The sequence below is a fragment of the Rhizobium mongolense USDA 1844 genome (genome assembly GCF_000419765.1).
Classification (GTDB): domain Bacteria; phylum Pseudomonadota; class Alphaproteobacteria; order Rhizobiales; family Rhizobiaceae; genus Rhizobium; species Rhizobium mongolense.
On record NZ_ATTQ01000001.1, the window covers coordinates 1 to 18505 of the forward strand.

General features: G+C 58.3%; 16 protein-coding genes and 1 pseudogene. 13 read left to right on the forward strand and 4 right to left on the reverse strand.

From position 1 onward, the window contains the following. The first annotated feature begins 6 nt into the window (after window positions 1-6). Both A3C3_RS0100005 and A3C3_RS44900 read left to right on the forward strand, forming a co-directional pair. Window positions 7-618, forward strand: coding sequence for a L,D-transpeptidase (locus tag A3C3_RS0100005; protein WP_028739245.1), 612 nt, complete (start codon window positions 7-9; stop codon window positions 616-618). Between the two features lie 50 nt (window positions 619-668). Continuing rightward, window positions 669-1103, forward strand: a pseudogene (locus A3C3_RS44900) (DinB/UmuC family translesion DNA polymerase); the annotation flags it as partial. A 124-nt stretch (window positions 1104-1227) separates the two neighbouring features. On the opposite strand, the gene A3C3_RS0100020 reads toward A3C3_RS44900, so the two are convergent. Then, a complete protein-coding gene (locus tag A3C3_RS0100020) occupies window positions 1228-1416 on the reverse strand; it encodes a hypothetical protein (protein ID WP_022712572.1) in 189 nt (62 codons plus the stop codon). A 178-nt stretch (window positions 1417-1594) separates the two neighbouring features. After that, the gene (locus A3C3_RS0100025) at window positions 1595-2140 is read right to left on the reverse strand and encodes a YybH family protein (protein WP_022712573.1); all 546 of its coding nucleotides are present in this window, start codon (window positions 2138-2140) and stop codon (window positions 1595-1597) included. A 108-nt stretch (window positions 2141-2248) separates the two neighbouring features. On the opposite strand from A3C3_RS0100025, the gene A3C3_RS37315 reads away from it, so the two are divergent. After that, a complete protein-coding gene (locus A3C3_RS37315; protein ID WP_022712574.1) occupies window positions 2249-3238 on the forward strand; it encodes a LysR family transcriptional regulator in 990 nt (329 codons plus the stop codon). Window positions 3239-4270: 1032 nt separating this feature from the next. On the opposite strand, the gene A3C3_RS0100040 is transcribed toward A3C3_RS37315, so the two are convergent. Further along, the gene (locus A3C3_RS0100040; RefSeq protein ID WP_028739247.1) at window positions 4271-5059 is read right to left on the reverse strand and encodes a hypothetical protein; all 789 of its coding nucleotides are present in this window, start codon (window positions 5057-5059) and stop codon (window positions 4271-4273) included. Window positions 5060-5482: 423 nt separating this feature from the next. On the opposite strand from A3C3_RS0100040, the gene A3C3_RS0100045 reads away from it, so the two are divergent. The 9 genes from A3C3_RS0100045 (at window position 5483) to A3C3_RS42430 (ending at window position 15954) form a co-directional block, all read left to right on the forward strand. Beyond that, window positions 5483-6367: a peptidyl-prolyl cis-trans isomerase gene (locus A3C3_RS0100045; protein ID WP_022712577.1), complete on the forward strand. Its 885-nt coding sequence runs from the start codon at window positions 5483-5485 to the stop codon at window positions 6365-6367. After that, on the forward strand, window positions 6364-7371 hold the full coding sequence (locus A3C3_RS0100050; RefSeq protein WP_022712578.1) for a HupE/UreJ family protein: 1008 nt from the start codon (window positions 6364-6366) through the stop codon (window positions 7369-7371). The genes A3C3_RS0100045 and A3C3_RS0100050 overlap by 4 nt, the downstream gene beginning before the upstream one ends. A gap of 20 nt (window positions 7372-7391) precedes the next feature. After that, window positions 7392-8510 carry a hypothetical protein gene (locus tag A3C3_RS0100055; protein WP_145611652.1) on the forward strand — a complete coding sequence of 373 codons (1119 nt, stop codon included), beginning with the start codon at window positions 7392-7394 and terminating at the stop codon, window positions 8508-8510. A gap of 58 nt (window positions 8511-8568) precedes the next feature. After that, window positions 8569-10530: a DUF3604 domain-containing protein gene (locus A3C3_RS0100060; protein ID WP_028739249.1), complete on the forward strand. Its 1962-nt coding sequence runs from the start codon at window positions 8569-8571 to the stop codon at window positions 10528-10530. Window positions 10531-11034: 504 nt separating this feature from the next. Continuing rightward, window positions 11035-11790, forward strand: a complete 756-nt coding sequence (locus tag A3C3_RS0100065) for a DUF2092 domain-containing protein (protein WP_233450562.1) — start codon at window positions 11035-11037, stop codon at window positions 11788-11790. Next, the gene (locus A3C3_RS0100070) at window positions 11787-11999 is read left to right on the forward strand and encodes a hypothetical protein (RefSeq protein WP_022712582.1); all 213 of its coding nucleotides are present in this window, start codon (window positions 11787-11789) and stop codon (window positions 11997-11999) included. The genes A3C3_RS0100065 and A3C3_RS0100070 overlap by 4 nt, the downstream gene beginning before the upstream one ends. Window positions 12000-12066: 67 nt before the next feature. Further along, window positions 12067-13587 carry a guanitoxin biosynthesis MBL fold metallo-hydrolase GntH gene (gntH, locus tag A3C3_RS0100075; RefSeq protein ID WP_022712583.1) on the forward strand — a complete coding sequence of 507 codons (1521 nt, stop codon included), beginning with the start codon at window positions 12067-12069 and terminating at the stop codon, window positions 13585-13587. A 2-nt stretch (window positions 13588-13589) separates the two neighbouring features. Next, on the forward strand, window positions 13590-14675 hold the full coding sequence (locus A3C3_RS0100080; RefSeq protein ID WP_022712584.1) for a CobW family GTP-binding protein: 1086 nt from the start codon (window positions 13590-13592) through the stop codon (window positions 14673-14675). 562 nt (window positions 14676-15237) lie between these two features. Beyond that, the gene (locus A3C3_RS42430) at window positions 15238-15954 is read left to right on the forward strand and encodes an eCIS core domain-containing protein (protein ID WP_022712585.1); all 717 of its coding nucleotides are present in this window, start codon (window positions 15238-15240) and stop codon (window positions 15952-15954) included. 976 nt (window positions 15955-16930) lie between these two features. On the opposite strand, the gene A3C3_RS0100095 is transcribed toward A3C3_RS42430, so the two are convergent. Then, complete coding sequence (locus A3C3_RS0100095; protein WP_028739251.1) at window positions 16931-17329, reverse strand: RidA family protein; 399 nt, start codon at window positions 17327-17329, stop codon at window positions 16931-16933. Between the two features lie 169 nt (window positions 17330-17498). On the opposite strand from A3C3_RS0100095, the gene A3C3_RS0100100 reads away from it, so the two are divergent. After that, entirely contained in the window at window positions 17499-18083 is a 585-nt protein-coding gene (locus tag A3C3_RS0100100) for a TetR/AcrR family transcriptional regulator (RefSeq protein ID WP_028739252.1), read from the forward strand. Window positions 18084-18505 lie beyond the last annotated feature (422 nt).

The following is an 18505-nucleotide window of genomic DNA, read 5'->3' on the forward strand; positions in this document are numbered from 1 at the left end:
GACAAAATGAGATTGCTGGCTCTCTTGGCTGCAGCCCTTTTGCTGACGGCCTTTCAGGCCCAAGCCCAGGTTTACGGGCCTTATGATGGATACGACGACTATGGTGGCTACGGNTATGACGACCCGTACAGCCCTTATCCGCCACCGCTGGATTACGAGCCAGTGCCTCGCTATCGGGAACCTTGGCAAGAACGTCGGGAGCCATCGACGCGAAGCGCAAGGGGAACCATCGTCATCGCCACGCGTGAGCACACCCTTGTTTACATCACCTCACAAGGCGAGCAGTTCGCCTACCCCATCGCAGTCGGCCGCGAAGGCAAGCAATGGTACGGAACCACGCGGGTAGTGTCGAAGCGAGAGCATCCAGAGTGGCGGCCAACGGCGAGCATGCGCCAGAAGAACCCAACGCTTCCAGCCGTCGTGGAGCCTGGCCCCTCAAATCCGCTTGGAACCCGCGCGATCTACCTTGCCGACGGGCTACTTCGCATTCACGGCACCAACGATCCCTCCTCCATCGGCACCAATGCGTCGAGCGGCTGCTTTCGGATGTACCGTCAGGACGTCGAGGAGCTTTACGAGATGGTACAGCCGGGAACGCAAGTGATTGTTCAACGGTGACCGAGACCGATCGTCGCCTACCGATTGATCGTGCTACAGCGGTTCCCGGCACCCCGAAGAACGGTCCCTCGCTTGTCGAGGGGCTGCCGGTCAAGAAGATCCATGGGGTTGGACCGGCAACGGCCGAGAAGATGCGCCGTCTCGGCATTGAATCCGGTGCTGACCTCCGCAGCAAGACGTAGAGTTCCTGCTCGAACACTTCGGAAAGGACTATACTTTTACGGCATGGCGCAGGCGCATCGCAAAGACAAGTCAAACCGGACCAGGTCCGCAGATCGGTCGGGGCGGAGGATACTTTTCCCGAGGACATTCGTGCCTATTGAGCTTGCTCGCAACGGCGTCCAACCCCTGATCGAAAAGGTCTGAGCTACTGTTAGGCAAACGGAATCTAGGCAAACGGAATCGCCGCGAAGACGGTGACATCAAAAGCGAATTACTCCGACTTCGCGAAAATTACCCGCAGCAAGACAGGGCCTTCTCCGCTTGCCAACTGCCGAGCTCGAGCGAACAATTGATTTCATCGGGCATTCGGCTTCTCGCCGTTCCGCTGGCTTCGCTCGTACTTAAGACGCCGGCGGGCCATACTGATCAACAAAAAAGCCGATCTGCTCAGAGGCGCTGTTTTTTCCCCGCGCTCTTGCCGTCGGAGCTTTTCGACCGCTCCTCAAAGCGTTCTGCCCCCTTTGCAAGATCAGAACCCTTTTGGGCTTCGACTTTCTTTTCTTCTTTTGCGGTGCTCTTTCTCAGTCCGCGTGCGGCTTGCCTACCCTTTTCTGTCGGGGCTTGCTCGATACCCATTGTGTTTCCTCCGCGTCTTGCTGCCGCAAGTTCAACGGTTGAATTCTGACTTCGTTCCACCGCCCTCCCTCGGCTAACTTATGCGACTGCACCCTGAGAGCGGCGCTGGAGGGATGAGCCGCCTTGCCCGCCAGATCCAGCGCGAAAAAGCCAGCATCTGAGCTGTAAACGTGGATCGTTATGACCCTTCGCCGCGCGCAAGCGCGGCTGCCTGTTCCAGGCTGACGCCGTTGACAAGAGGATCGGCATGTCGATGTGCCAGCCGCCATTCGACGCCTTCGCGGCAGTAGACCAACGTAACACGCAGCGGCCAATCCTGGGATGGCAGGCCGCCGACCTCGACATGGCATCGTTCGATGATCACAAGAACCGCCATGTCGACTGAACCGTAGGTTTCGACCACTTCCTGCTCGAACGTGCCGTTCCTGAAGAAGCGGCCGACCGACTCCCAGCGCTCATCCGTCATCTGCGAACCGTGCGTGGGTGTGCCGCCGAATGGAGACATCAGCACGTAGTCGTCGGTGTGAGGGTTCAGCGCACGATATCCGTCGATGTCGCCGCGCATGAGCGCGGTGTTCGCTTCCGCGGATTGTCGGACAAGCTCTGCGATCGCCTCACCGGGATCGCATCCTTCACCATCCTCGAGGGAAGTGCTCCTGGCGATTTGCGAGAACGCGGGGCCGTTGCCGTGTGCGTCGAGAATGGGACGTCGCGTGGCTGACATGCGGGTCACTCCTGTCTGTTTCCACCAGTGCGGGGCAACCGTATGCCGCCTCGCCTGCTCAGGAGAACACTTCAAGGATACTGAATCTAATGATATTATTTCACCGATATGCTGAAGCTGGTTGACCTATCGCGCACAGATCTCAACCTTCTCGTCCTCTTCGAGGTCGTGCTGGACGAACGGCATGTCGGTCGGGCCGCCGATCGGCTGAACCTGTCGCCTTCGGCGGTGAGCCACGGACTCGGCCGACTGCGCCGGCTTCTGAACGACCCGCTATTTCTTAGAACGCCTAAGGGTGTCGTGCCGACGGCGCGCGCGGTAGAGCTTTCCGCGCCGATCGCAGAGGTCTTGGCCCGGGTAAGGAGCGTCATTTCGACAGCTGAACCGTTCGATCCCGCGAGCTCCGCTCGCCGGTTCACGATCGGCGCTCCCGACGGCGTCTCGGCGGTGTTCCTGCCCCCGCTTCTCGACGAGCTGCGGCGTACCGCGCCCAATATCGACCTCGGCGTGCGTCAATTGCTTCCTGTTCCGGGAGAAACGTCGCCCGAGCGCGCATGGCGCAACGCCTTCGCTGATCTGGAGGTTCGCGCGATGGACATCGCGGTCGTCCCCTCTGAGCACATCCCGACGCGCTTTCATTCACGCGGCCTCTACGAGGAGGATTTTGTCGTCGCCATGCGCGCCGGACACCCGTTCGCAGTTGACCCTACTCCGGAGCGATATTGCGAGATGCAGCATCTGGTGGTCTCACTCACCGGCGATCCTCATGGCTTCGTCGATGAAGCTTTGGCGAAGCAAGGCTATTCACGGCGCGTTGCACTGACGGTTCCGAATTTTATGTTCGCGCTCGCTGCCATTGCCGGGACCGACCTGATCTCTGCGCTGCCAAGGCGGTTTGTCGCGATCCATGCGGCACATTTCGGAGTCGTCACCGTCGAAGCTCCTTTGCCACTCCCGCGCTTCCGGCTCAATGCTGTCGCTCCCAAAGTCGCGATGATGGATGCCGGCCTGGCGTGGCTCTTCGGGATCCTTGGAAAAGCGCAGGCGTCCGAATCGGAGCAGTATAGGCATCCACCTCGACGAACTCCAATATCGTAAGGTTCGAGACCTGCGAGCCTAAAAGGGCGGCCTTTAACTTCGGCCAACTGGCGCAGACTGTGAGACATCCAAACAAAAAGTATAGTAGATTCGGTGACTGTAAAATTGTCCCCATCTTTCTGAAAATCGTTGATTTCTCACGCTTTCCGAACCTCTTCTGGGCACCGTGAATCCAGGGCCTTTAGACTCTGATCGTAATATCGGAATCTAGCTTTCGTAGAGGTTCGGAGGTCTTTGCTTTTTGGTCGTTCAGGCAGCGCTAGGGGACCGATGGGATCAACCAAAAGGCGTACCAAAGGGAACCAAGAGCGAACCAAAACGGTAGCTTTTTAGTCCATGCTAACTGACCTAATGTGTTCCGTGGGCGTCGTTTTGGCGTGTTCATTAGGCGCAGCTAACCGTCTAACCTTAACGCCATGGAATGGATACGGGCAAAGGGGCAGACATGGCAGACATTCAATCTGCGAGCGTAGGTGGCGTCACTCTCCGGAAGGACTGGCTATCGGCCATATCCATTCTATTCGTTGCGGGCTCTATCGCTCTGTCCTTGTGGGGGCATGGCAGGAACGAGCCGGGTGAGGGTAATGCGGTCCTATCGATCGCGCCTAAGACGTCGATAAGCGCACCATGACGGGAGCCGAACCGCTCGTCTCTTACTGCCGCCTTAATCGCTTCCTCTTTCTGGCGAAGGCATCCTTGATGACAGCAATTATGGGTACGAGCGGCAAACCACTTTGGCTAACCCCTACCCTATTCAACTGACTTCGTCTCCCCTTCGCACGCTCTAGTACGGTGACGAATGGCGGTTTTCTTAGATTTGCGTCCGGATTGCAGAGTTTCCGCGTCACCCTACTTTGCGGTAGGAACCTTGAAGGAAATAGGTGCAGCTGTCATGACCCACATCACCGAAATCGAATGTGTGACCGCGCGGGAATGTGACACCGCGGTGGGTACTTATGCAAGGTTCTAGAGTGCATCATTCAGCCTCGTTCGAAATGTCCAATTCTTCTGGCGGCGACCCGTGGTCGCGGCTTAGAAGCGGAATGCTATGCCCAGGATCGGACCCTGCTCGACGACGTCGAAGACGAATCCATCGTTGTCGTAATTCACGCCCAGCGCGCGGTAGCCCGCGACTGCCGAGATCGCATCATTGAATTTGTAGCCGACCCCCAAGGCCACGTCCCAGTCAACGTCGGCGCCGCCTCCACCGACGAGTCCCCATCCGGTGAGATAGATCTCCGGTGTGAAGAAGTAGTTGCCCCTGATGCCGACGACGGCATCGGCCCAGGTCGCATTGTCGTTCGCTTCGATCCCGCCGAGGAGGCCGCCGTTGAATGAGATGGTTGTGTCGACCGACCACACCTTGATCCCGCCGACGACGTCCAGGTGCCCTGTTTGATCTTCGAGAACCGAGTAGCCCACACCCACAAGGCCAGAGAACACCTTCGACGTCACATCGACGCTGTCGGCCAGGATGCCGTTTCGGGTGTTCCCGTCTGCTCCAAGCTTGGTGTAGATAATGTCGCCGAAGATGCTGTACCGCTCGTACCGGGCTTCACCCGCCCCCATGAAGGCGAAGTCCAGGTTCTTCAAGAGGTCGCCGAAGTCAGCATCCACCTGAACTTCCGGCAATCCGAACTGCGCGATGTCGCCGGAAATTCCGGCGCCCCAGAAGTAGGGCGCGACGGTGAACGTCCATCCGCTAGGGCTTTCGATCGCTTTGGCTCCCGGCGCTAGCGGCGTGATGTCCGCCGTGCGACCGGGCGATGCGATTCCTAAGCCCGCGCACAGAATGGCCGTACATACCAAAGCTGCCTTCATGATCATCCCTCACTCATCGGCGATGGACTTGCCCCTGGATGTCCGGCCGAGATTCCCCTACGACACAAGCTGCCCGAATATCAGTAAAATGCTAAGTAACTTACTGTTACATCAGTCGTGGGAAATTGTACTGCGCGACCAATGCAGCTCTTGGTAGCTTGATCAACCGTCAAGGCCGCCAGCTTTCGGGAGCCGGCTGCGTTGCTGTTTTTCAACATGGCGGGCTGTGGTCGATAGGTCGCGCCATTCATTTCTCCCACGAACCCTCCCCTCATCGAAGCCCCGTGATGCGGTTCGTCGTCGTTGGGGACTATCGTCTTGCCAAACACAGCAAACAGTATCAGTATTTCAGCGGATTTGAATATTCTCGATCCCGCCTCTGACAATGCCTCGTGAGCAATCCTGCATCTGAAGGGATGTCCTGTGAACCTCCTCAGGGAACCACTGCTCCACTTCGTCGTCGGCGGCGTGATGTTGTTTGCCGGATACGCATGGCTGGACCGTGAACAGACCGATGCCAGCGGCCTCGAACCGGTCCGGATTGGTGAAGGCGAGCTACGGTGGTTGAAGGAGACCTGGGCCAACCAGTGGCTTCGCGCACCGAGTTCTCAGGAGCTGCAAGAGCTTGTCGCCGATCTCGTGTCTGAGGAGCTGCTCGCCCGCGAGGCGCGGGAAATGGGACTTGACAGGAACGACACGGTCGTGCGCCGCCGTCTCGCACAAAAGCTGAAGTTCATAGTCGAGGATACCTCGCGTCTCGTCGAGCCAAAGGAAGCAGAGCTTCGACAATTCTATGAGGCCAACGCCGCCCGCTTCCAAGAGGGCGCGCGGGTGTCTTTCACGCAAATCTTCTTCAACCCGGCGCTGCGCAACGACGCCTCCTCGGATGCGAAGGCGGCGCTTGTGGAGCTCAAGAGCACGCGCGATACCGACCTTGCGGCGATGCTTGGCGACAGATTGTTGCTTGACGCCGAAGTCCGCGATGCAGACGAGCAGGCAGTAGCCGGCATGTTCGGGCCGGATTTTGCGCGGGCGGTTTTCGCCCTCAAGCCCGGAATGTGGAGCGAGCCGGTCAAATCTGGATACGGCTTTCATCTCGTCTCGATAGCTAACAGCAGCGCCGGGAGGCAGGCCCCCTTTGAGGAGGTTCGCGATGAGGTCCTGCAGGAATGGCGACTTGAGAAAGAAAAAGGCGCAAATCGGGACTACATTGCTCGACTTCGGGAGAAATACGGAGTCGTGCTCGATGATAGCGTGAAGGAATTGCTCGGCGCGGACCGTGTCGCTGACACGGCAGCAGCACCATGAGGCGGATCTGGAACTCCAGCGCCGTGTTAGTGCTGTTGACACTCAGCATTGGCCTTCTGTCCCTAGTCGCTGCCTCCGCACATGAAGTACGTCCCGCCTACCTCGAACTCCGCGAGGAGATGCCCAACGAGTACAGCGTTCTACTCAAGACGCCAATGCGTGGCGACGCACGGCTGGCGCTTTCTGCGGTATTCTCGGGCAAGATTGAGAACATCACGCCGATCGTCTCGCGCCCGACTGGCAACGCTATGGTTCAGACCTGGCGCATGCGAACGATCGAGCCGCTCCAAGGCCAACAGGTCTTGATCGACGGGCTACGGAGCACCATGACAGACGCGCTGGTGCGGGTCGAGTTTGCCGCGGGCAGGGCATGGATCGCGCGGCTAACGCCCAGCGCGCCGGAAGCCACCATTCCTGTGGCACAAACCCGCGGGATGGTGGCCGCGACTTACCTCCAGCTCGGGATTGAGCATATTCTGCTTGGATTCGATCACCTGCTATTCGTGCTTGCCCTTCTCATCATCACGCAAGGGAGCTGGCTGCTCGTAAAGACCGTCACTTCATTTACGGTTGCCCATAGCATCACGCTGGCGCTGGCGACACTCGGCTTTGTTCATGTACCCTCGCCGCCCGTGGAGGCCGTGATCGCATTGTCGATCGCCTTTGTCGCGGTCGAGATCGTTCACGTTCGCCAGGGGCGCAGACGTCTTTCTGCCCAAGCGCCTTGGCTGGTGGCTTTCGCCTTCGGGCTTCTCCATGGTTTCGGCTTTGCCGGTTCCCTGAGTGAGATCGGATTACCAGTGGGACAGATTCCATTGGCGCTGCTTTTCTTCAACGTCGGGGTTGAAACCGGTCAGCTTCTTTTCATCGGAGCAGTGCTTGCACTTGTCGCGCTCATCCGATTGGCCAAGCGGCCTTTGCCTACCTGGCTTAACCTCGTGCCGCCATACGCCATCGGCACGATCGCTATGTTCTGGGTCATCGAAAGGGTCGCGGCGTTCTAAGGTCATCAGGGGGATGGCACATGGACATCTCATTCGCGTTAGTTGCAGCTCGCGGGCCAATGAGCGCCATCCTGGCCCGGCTGATGCCCATGATTGCTGCTGCTTTCCTCGTCGTCCAGACGCCCGCTCACGCTTGCGTGCTCTGCTTGCCCTATCCTCAAGAGACGAATGCCGATCAGGTCATTGGAAGTGGTACGGCGGTTTTCGCCGGCGAGAATCCGGTAAAGCCTTTCTCCTACGTGGTCCAGGAAACGTTCAAGGGACATTACGACGGCAGCGCGATCCCTCTGTTCCTCGATTCGATGACGGGCCGCGCCCTCAGGCTCAATCCGACGCTTCGGGTCATTCTCGTTCAAAACCACCCCGGCGGGATCTGGACGGGCCTAGGGCTGGCGGGAAGTGAATATCAAGGTGTGATGCGCCAGCTCGCTGATTGGTATGCGGACTCGAAGACGCCAGCCGAACGCGCGATATTCTTCGCCCCTTACCTTCGGCACGAAGATCGCAGGCTCGCGGAGCTGGCTTTTCTGGAGGTCGGGCGCGCGCCCTACGCAACGCTGCGCAATCTCAAAACAAATGTGGGGCGAGATGATATTTATCGGATCGTCAACGACTTCTTTCATGTCGAATGGCATGGGCTTTACATCCTCATGCTCGGCACGTCGGACCGACCGGACGACGTCGCTTTCGTGCGCGCAAAACTGAAGACCGCGGCGAAGTATAGGCTGACGACCAATCTCGCTGCTTACGCCACGGCGCTCATCGAGATGACAGGCGCGGACGGTGTGACGCGGCTTGCGGAAGAATATTTCGTTAAATCGGGACGAAGTAACGGTGAGTTGCTCGAAATTGTGAAGGCGCTGTCGGTACAGGGAACAGGCGGGGCAGTCGAATTGCAGCCCTCGATCATCGACGCATACGGACGTTTGCTGGCGGTTCATCCCGAGCTTGCCGGCTATGTCGCAAATGATCTGTTCGCCTGGAAAGTGACGCGTTTCGTGCCCCGGCTGCGTGAAATCTTGAATACTGGCATCGGGCTCGACGAAGCATCGCGTTTTGCAGTCGCCGCATACCTTTCAAGGTCCGATGAAGGCGGGAGCTCCAAGGGTGGGCTCGCTCCGCCCGATGATCTCCGATGAGCAGTTTCCAGGAAAAAATTGGCTTGGCATGCACCAACCGAATAAAATGGAGGAAACAATGAAAACCTATCACCTATTGCTGCTTGCTTCGGCCGCCATCCTTGTTGGAGCCCTGACAGGCATTTCTCCTGCCGTGTCGCAGGACGACACGCCAGCCCTCGATTCTGGAACTCTCAACAAGGATACCGCCGACCAGCTCTATCCGACCAAGCGGCCCTACTCGCCCTATGCGGGCCGTAAGTTCCCGACCCGGCCGCTTTTCGGCGACACGCATCTGCATACGTCCTTCTCAATGGACGCGGGCGCCTTTGGCGCCCGGCTGGGACCAAGGGACGCCTATCGCTTCGCCAGGGGCGAGGAGGTCACATCGTCCACTGGCCAGCCCGCAAAGCTGTCGCGACCACTCGATTTCCTCGTCGTTGCCGATCATTCCGACAATATGGGCTTCTTCCCCGACCTGTTTGCCGGCAAGCCCGCCATGCTCGCCGATCCGACCGGCCGCAAATGGTACGACATGATTCAATCTGGCAAGGGGGCCGATGCAGCGATTGAAATCATCGTCGCTTTTTCCCATGGAACCTTCCCCAAGGATCTGATGTATTTTCCCGGCACGACCGCCTATCGGGGCGCCTGGCAGGAAACTATTGCAGCGGCAGAGGAGTACAACGATCCGGGCCGTTTCACCGCTTTCATCGGCTACGAATGGACATCCAATACTGGCGGTAACAATCTGCATCGCAACGTCATCTTCCGCGACAATGGCGACAAGGCGAGCCAGGTTGAACCGTTTACGGTCTATCCTCCCATGGGCAGCGACAATCCGGTCGACCTCTGGAAGTGGATGGAAGCCTACGAAAGCAAGACAGGCGGAAACGTGCTGGCCATTGCTCACAACGGCAACCTCAGCAACGGCACGATGTTTCCGATCGTCGAGGCTTTGGGAAAGCGACTCGACAGCCAATACGCCGAAACCCGGCTGAAGTGGGAACGGCTCTACGAGGCGACGCAGACCAAGGGCGATAGCGAGGCGCATCCGTTCCTATCGCCGAACGATGAGTTCGCCGATTTCGAGCGATGGGACAAGGGGAACCTCGACGGAAGCGTCGCAAAGACCAAGGAGATGCTGGAGTTCGAATATGCGCGTTCGGCGCTGAAAAACGGCTTGAAGCTTGACAGGCAACTCGGGGTCAATCCGTACAAGTTTGGATTGATCGGCAGCAGTGACGCGCACACCTCGCTGAGCGCGATGGAGGAAGACAATTTCTTCGGCAAGACAGTGCCCCAGGAGCCAAGCCGGCACCGTACCACCGCCGCGTTCATCGATAACAAGCAGACCGGCGTGAAGATCATGGACTGGGAGGTTTCCGCGTCGGGCTACGCAGCCGTTTGGGCCATGGAGAACACGCGCGAATCCCTGTGGGATGCGATGGAGCGGCGCGAAACCTATGCCACGACCGGTCCACGCATGGCGGTGCGCCTGTTCGGCGGATGGGATTTCAACGCCGATGACGCCAACACCAGAAATCCGGCCATCGCCGGCTATCTTAAGGGCGTGCCGATGGGCGGCGACTTGGTGTCGGCGCCCGAAGGCAAGGCACCGACCTTCCTGGTTGGCGCCCTCAAAGACCCGATCGGCGCGAACCTCGACCGCTACCAGATCGTCAAGGGCTGGGTCGACGCCGCCGGCGAGGTCCATGAAAAGATCTATGACGTCGCCTGGTCGGGCGACCGCAAGCCCGGCGTCGACGGCAAGCTGCCGGCAGTGGGTACCACGGTCGACATCAACAATGCGACGTGGAAGAACACGATCGGAGCGCCCGAACTGGTCGCCGTCTGGACCGACCCGGAATTCGACCCAGCTCAAAGCGCCTTCTACTACGGCCGGGTGCTGGAGATCCCGACGCCGCGATGGACCGCCCATGACGCCAAATACTACGGCATTAAAGTGCCGCCGGAAGCCAAGATGGAAATCCAGGAGCGCGCCTACACATCGCCGATTTGGTATTCACCTGCGCCTTGAACAGGCTATCGGCTTTGCGGGTCGCGCTGCTCTTGTGTGCGATGCCGCCGCTCGCCTCGACGGTTGGATGACGATTTTAAGCGCTTCACACATTCCTCTCGACCGAGGCCGAGGAATGTCGGAAACAGCCTATGGACGGAGCTGCATTTGCGGAGTACGTTTAGTAGCAGATGCTTATATGCCAAAGGCATTTCGGCCAATGGGAAACAACTAAAGCCGCTGCCGAGTATGTGGCCGGTTCGATTAGCCTGCCTACATGCCTGGGTGACCTCTCACTGCTCAAGATACACACGCTGAACTGGTGTTGTGCCAGTGATGCGTTCAGCGAAATGTGGTCGGGGAAACCATCTCCGGGACTGGGTCCGAGGTCAGGCGGCCATCGCGTCGTTCAGCCTCAACCACAGATGCATATTCGAAGCCTGCACAAAATGACTCCGGATCAGGTCGATACCTGACGAACGTTCAAGGGAGGCTACCTCGATGAGGACGATAGCGCAAACGGCTATGCTGGCACTGATCATTGTGTCTGGAACGGGTTCGAACGCAAAGGCTGGCGAAGCGGAGGCCAAGGAGCTGGTCAAAGCCATGTCCGACTATCTGGCGGGACAAAAAACCGTCTCGTTCGCCTACGATACCAGTTTCGAGGTCGTCACCACAGAACATCAGAAACTGCAATTGGCGAGTTCAGGCAAGGTTGGAATGGCTCGTCCCGACAAGATTCGCGCCACACGGTCCGGCGGGTTTGCCGATGTCGAGATAACCTTCGACGGCAAATCCCTGACGCTGATGGGCAAGGACGTCAATCTCTACACCCAGCTCGAAGTGCCCGGTTCGATCGACAATCTGATCGAGGAGTTGAGAACGAAGCATCACCTGCCCGTACCGGGCGCTGATTTACTTCTGTCAAACGTCTACGACGAGCTGATGCGCGACGTTGTCGATGTGAAGGATCTCGGCAGCGGTGTGATTGCTGGCACTGAGTGCGATCATCTCGCGTTTCGGACAAAGGACGTCGACTGGCAGATATGGATCGCCCAAGGGGAGCACCCGTACCCATGCAAATATATCATCACGTCCAGTCAAATAGACCAGGGGCCACAATACAGCGTCCAGTTCAGCGACTGGAAGAGCGGTGCAGAATTGGACGCGGAGGATTTCAGCTTTAAGCCCCCGACGGACGCCAAGAAGGTCGACGACCCGAAGCAACTTATCGATATCGATGAGCTTCCAGATAACTTTGTCGTAGGAGACGCCAAATGAACATATCGACGAAACTCAAAATCGCCGTGCTGGCGGGGATGGTGGCGTTGTTCGGGCTGGAACTGGGATCGGAGCTTTCAATTCCGGGCGTGCACAGTTTTGTGGCGACCAGCGAGGCGAGGGTTGGACGACCGCGTACCCCAGTCAGCGTCGCCGGGGTGGCGCGGCGCACGGTGCGGCGCTGCGCGGCCGGTGTTTACTACTGCTAGGGTTTTGCCTCAATGCTGAGGTTATGAAACCGTCCCGGAGGGCTCCGATCGGTGAGGTAAACGCGCCATGAACCCGGAAACAACAGAAGAAAAGAGCATACGTGATGAAGCTGGCGCTGGTCAGCGGCCGATAAGTCGCCGCGAGGCACTCAAGGCAGCAGGACTGGCCGGAGCCGCGGCTCTGTCAACGGCTACCGTGTCATCGGCGCAAACGGCTGAGGAAACACCAGCCGCGGTCCAGGCGAAAAATCCTTATGGTGGGGTGCCGAGCGGCGGGATCACGCTTCCACCCTACTACCGACCCACTCCGAGCCTGGTGAGCAATAACGTGTATTATCCGGGCCAGGAACAGCTCGGACCCGATGAGATGCGGATTGCCTTCATCGGCAGTACGCCGATCCCGGTCACCCGTGCACAGGCCGGCACCTGCATCATGGTGGAGCTCGGAAACGGGAAGCGGTTCTTCTTTGATTTCGGCTCCGGCTGCGTGCGCAACATCATTGCGATGGCCGTGCCGTTGTCGGTCGTCAACGACATCTTCTTCACTCACCTTCACGTGGATCACTACGCAGACCTGCCGTATCTATTCGCTTTCGCCCCCTGGATGGGGCGCTGGAAGCCGCTGCGCGTGCATGGTCCATCTGGCCGCACGCCCGAGGACGGCATCAAGACGATGATCGAGGGCATGAAGATGATGACGCGTTGGCATACGGACTCCTTCAACGCGTGTCCGATCGGCGACGGCTACGAGGTCGAAGTCAACGAATTCGATTTCCGGGACGACAACGGCGTCTGCTATGACAAGGATGGCGTGACCATCCGCCACTGGCGGCGATCGCACACCAAGGACGGCGCCTCGGCTTACAGGCTCGACTGGAACGGGTTATCGTTCGTCTGGACCGGCGACGGTCGACCGGACGAACGCACTTTGGAATTGGCGAAGGGGGTGGACGTCTTTGTGACCGAGGTGCAGCCGGACACGGCCAATCTCCAGGCGATGAAAATGGGCATGCCGTCAGTCATCATGAGTACGACGATCGACCAGGCTCATAGCCCCCACTACGCGGTGGGCTATATGTTCGACAAGATCCAGCCGCGCCTCGCGATGGTCACGCATACGACTTACGACGAGGAGTTGATCCCGGAGATCACGGCCGGGATCCGTGTTCACTATAAGGGGCTGTTCCAGTTCGGCGCGCCAGACGTCGTGGTCGTCAATGTCACAAAGGATGCAATTTGGTCACGCAAGGCAGCAATTCCCGATTCCGGCAATATGACACGTCCAAGCCCTGCGGAGGCGGTTGAGCTATTCGGCCTGACGCCGACAAATCTGAAGGTCACATTTCCAAATCCCCGAAATCCGCTTGCTGATCAATTGGAGCCGGAAACTCTCAACGGGGACATCGACCCCAAGAAATATTACCCACCGGATGTGTATCGCGAACCGCATAAGGATTACCCGAGGGACTACACCATCGATGTCCGCGAAATGGCTCTGGTGAAGGCAAAACAGGCCCAGACGAAGCTCTCGGAAAAGGCCGCGCAAATCCAGGCCATCATCGACGCTATTGAAGGAAGCAGGGAGTAGCGATGGATCGTGACATCACCTTCCCGCCAAGCGATACCGAAGCGGCGTCGTTCTACGCGCTCCAGCAATCTGCCGCGCAGGCGGTGCCGTTGACCGTCCTCACTGGCTTTCTCGGAGCAGGCAAGACGACACTCCTGAACCGCATTCTCAATGGCGGTCATGGCCTTCGAGTCGCGGTGCTGGTGAACGACTTCGGTTCGATCAACATCGACGCCGAGCTGGTTGTCGGCATTGAAAGCGACGGGGATGTCATCAATCTCGCCAACGGCTGTGTATGCTGCAACATCCGCGAGGATCTGGTCGCAGCGGTGACGCAGGTGATGGCTCGTCCTGAAAAGCCCGAATTCGTCCTGCTCGAGGCCAGCGGGGTGGCCGATCCTTCCGGAATCGCACTGGCTTTCATGAACGAAGATATGCGCGACCGCATCAGGCTGGACAGCATCATGTGCGTCGTGGACGCAGAGCAGATCTTTGCTGCACCGGAGATGATGGAACTAAAGCTCCGCCAAGTGGCATTTGCAGACATGCTTATCCTCAACAAGGTCGATCTCGTCACCCAGAAGGAGATCGAGCGGATCAAGGCATGGCTCGACGACCGGTTCCACCGCTATCGGCTCGTCCAGACATCCCGCGGAGACGTGCCTTTGGAAATCCTGCTATCGGTGGGTCGGTTCGATCCCTCCCGGCTCGATGGCACATCTTCTCGTGACCAGAGCAGCCATCCTCACGACTGTGATGGACATGATTGTGAGCATAGCGCTCACGGCCATCGGCATGACCACTTGCAAGCCTTCAAGACATGGAGCTACGAGACCGACGCGCCACTTTCCCTGGAACCATTGCGGGAAGCGGCGCGCAAGCTTCCTGCCAGCGTCTACCGATGCAAAGGCGTGGTGCATACGGCCGAAGAACCGGGCCGACGGGTCATTCTTCAAGTTGTCGGCAAGCGAGTTGATATCACAGTCGGGGACGAATGGAATGGCAAAGAGCCACTAACCCGGATAATCGCCATCGCAGCACGTGATGGCTTGGATGGAGTGGATCTCCGCGCGACTTTCGACAGATGCCGTTGTAGCTCCGTTTCATAGCAAAGCAGCCATGTCGGAAGGTGGGATCGTTCCTGTCGAAGCCAGCTTGTTATTGATCAGGAAGGCTACACGACGGGTTTCGGCGGGCAAGAGAGCAACTGGATTCAGACAGTGCCGGGCAAGGAATGGTTCACGATGCTGCAACAGTCAGGGTCGATGCCTGTCGACCAATGGCGGTTCTGCGATTGACCTTCAGCGTGTCGACGTACCGGTCCGGCTCATAGCGATCTCGCGGCCGTGCCGAGAGCTTGGGACGATCCCGCAGATCCGGCCTCCGCCAATCTTATACCTGACCCTGACGAGATGGCGACGTACCGCCCTTTCCTAGCCTGCTCGGCCTTGGCCCGGTGTCGATTCTAACGCCCCCATGGGGCGACAACGAGTATGCTAGGGCGGCCCGCAGCCGGGCCACAACCCGAATGCAAGCCTCCAATAGGACGGGCGCGAGCGTTCGAGCAGACTTGGCGAACCGGCGAGATTTAGTGTGCGAGTGCTAACATTAGCGTCTTGTGATATTGTGCCAGAACTGTTGTCGGTGGCCAAATTCACGAGAACGTGCGTCATGATGACAATGACGATTTTATTACTCACTGTGTCGTTTGCTGTCGCGTGGGTTCGGCTTGGCGACATCGGCCATCCCGAACAATTTCTGCGCAACGTCCAGCGAGAAGCGGGCAATTCACAAAGGGACGTGCCAAATATCTTTGGCCGCATCGGCTGGGAGATCGCGGATATTGGAAAGGAATTGGATCGTGTTCGCTCGGAAGCCCAAGTCTTGACCGCAGCTGCGGCATTGGAGCAATGGATCATCGCATCACGAAATAGTGCCCGCTCCAGCGGTGTGATGCCAATGCCGCCGGCGCTTCGTCAAGCGCTCGGAAACTTTTACGACAAGCAGATCTATGACATGGTGGGTTTCAAAATTGGTGGTAGCGCGCCCCTGAACCTCGCAGACCTGGCCATGCGATATGGCGATGCAGACGCGGTGACATTGATCGACACCGTTATTTTCAGAGATGAAGCTACAGCAAACGATCCTGGGCTATGGGTTCATGAGCTTAAGCATGTTCAGCAGTTTCGGGACTGGGGAACCCGTAGTTTTTCCATACGGTATTTGAGAGACTGGAAATCTGTTGAGGACCAGGCATACGCCGCCACTGACCGATTCAATACGATCCAACAAAGGACAACGCCACAGACCCGCTCGCCCAACGTCATTCAGCCGACGCCCACTGTACCTCAAGCCGTACAGCCTCGGCCTGAATGCAGCCCGTTGTAGGATAGGGAAATTTCCGGCGCCTCAGCCGAGGCCCTGCGCTCACCCATCCGAACCACTGCGCGGCGGCTGGTCGCCGCCTAGCTGCGCGACACGCGATTTGTCCGCCATCGCTTCGAACGGATGTCGCGGACTTGTTTCGACGCATTACTCAATCGAAATACACGATCACCAATGACGAGCTGCAGGATTGACGCGCGTTAGGCTATCGGTTCAAGACTGACTGTGAGTGGAGTCGTCGTATTGGTTCATCGTCTCCCGAACGAGGTCCGCGCTGCATATTCAACAATGCAATCCTTGGCTGATCCGTTCCCAGATGTCTGAACCTCGTAAATCCGAAGGGCGCTCGACCCTTTCGGGGAGCGCCCTTCGCCGACCCGGACAGCTTCAAACGCGCGACAAGATCGCTGCAGGATGCCATCACATTTGGGTGGTAGCCTCCATATGTGTCGTCGGAAAGAGAATTCAATAGCTCGCCGGCTCCCGATCTGGTTTCACATAATGCATGATCTCAATGGTCTCGCCGGTCATGCGGTGATCAACGTCCAGACAGCCACCCAGATGGCATCCTCAGTGAAGAAGCAGGCGTTTCTTTCAAACAAAACCAGGGGTCATGACGGCTGACCGACATGTGTCCCAAGCGCTCATTTCCGATGCACGTCATCATTGTGGTTTGCGCGTCTCCGCCAGGCCTCGCAAGCTGCGCCAATGAGCGCCGCATAAATGTCGAAGACGGGATTTGATAGCCGGTTGGGGCGCATGTACTGCCGGATGTTCTCGACCGGTTCAGTTCGCGCGACACGGCAGAAAGCGCGAGCTTCCTCAGCGGACATGATGGCTGCTCTTGCAATATGCAGCTACATGGGACGCGGGCGGCATCTGCTCGGCCTACGCCGTCAAACACCGCCGCGAGCGAAAGCACCAGGCTGCCCTTGCTGCGCGCCTGTAAGCGTGAGCAACCGCTCTGACAGGAAGAAGCTTATGCCGGGTCAGGAATGCGAGCGATGACCTTGATTTCGAAATCAAAACCGGCAAGCCAGTTCACACCGATTGCGGTCCAGTTGGGATAAGGCGGACTGCTGAAGATCTGGTTCTTGACGGCCATGATGGTCTCGAACTGGTTTTCGGGATCTGTGTGGAACGTGGTCACATCGATAATATCGTCGAAGGTGCAGCTTGCCGCTTTCAGTGTTGCCCTTAGGTTGTCGAAGGCCAGTTCGACCTGACGCCCGAAATCAGGTTCGGGAGTCCCATCGGAATGACTGCCGACCTGCCCGGAGACGAAGAGGAGGTCGCCGGAGCGGATCGCGGCTGAATAGCCATGTGCTTGGTAAAGTGCATGCCTATCGGCAGGAAAAATTGCGTCGCGTTGCGTCATGTGTCGATCTCTCTTCATTTTGGTGGGTGGCACTCGATGAGCAAAACGCTGCTTGCGGAGCTTCACAGGTTGTCGCATCACTGATATACGCCACGTATGCAACTACCAGACATACGCCACGTATGTCAATACATATACGTCACGTATGTGAAAAGCGGGAGTCATGATGATGGCAAAGCGACGCGTCGAGATGATGGAAGAGACCCGCGCAAAGCTGGTTGCGGCCGCGCGAAAGGCATTTGCCGAAAAAGGCTACGCTGCCTCCATGGACGAGCTGACCGCCGAGGCCGGCCTCACTCGGGGAGAGCTTTATCACAACTTCGGCGACAAGCGTGGACTTCTGGCTGCCGTCGTCAACCAGGTAGACGCTGAAATGGCCTCGCGAGCGCAGGAGATCGGCGGCCGAGCAGAAAACGCCTGGGAAGGGCTGCCTACTGAGGGTACAGCCTATATCGAAATGGCGCTCGATCCCGAAGTACAGCGGATCGTTCTGCTCGACGGGCCAGCGGTCCTCGGAGATCCATCGCAATGGCCTAGTCAGAGCAACTGCTTGCAGGCGACAAAGCAGACGGTCCAGCAGCTGATCACGCAAGGAATTTTGAAGCCAGTGGATGCAGAGGCGGCCGCCCGGCTTCTGAATGGCGCCGCGCTCAATGCGGCCCTCTGGATTGCGGCCAGCGAAGATCCGAAAGATGTATTACCGAAAGCCGCCCAGGCCTTCCGTTACCTGGCCACAGGTCTGCTTGCAAATTGATGATATCATCCGCGCTGCCCCACGCCGCGATCGTGCGCCTGCCCGGATGGCAAAAGATCCTTCATAGCGGCCCTGCCGCCGGTCGCTCGACCCTTGGCGTCGCGTGCTCTCTACGGCCCGGAACCGCACGAACCGCGATCACGCAATGGTAGCAGGAAATACGAAATTTCTTCGTTACCCTTTTGCTTCAATGCAACCGCAACACCTGCCCCTGCCTGGAGAAAGGGCAGGTGCGGGATTGTTGAACGGACCGTGAGGTTAGGAGCGCAACCCTCCTTCGTCCCGAGAAATCGCAATCAAGCCGCCAAGGAACCTAATCTGCGCTGCTGGCATAGTGGGTAATGAGGTGTCGAATTGCCTCGGTGAAAGAAGTTCCTTGCCGCTTGCACCTCTTCGTTCTCTTGAAAGCCGCACGGATGGCT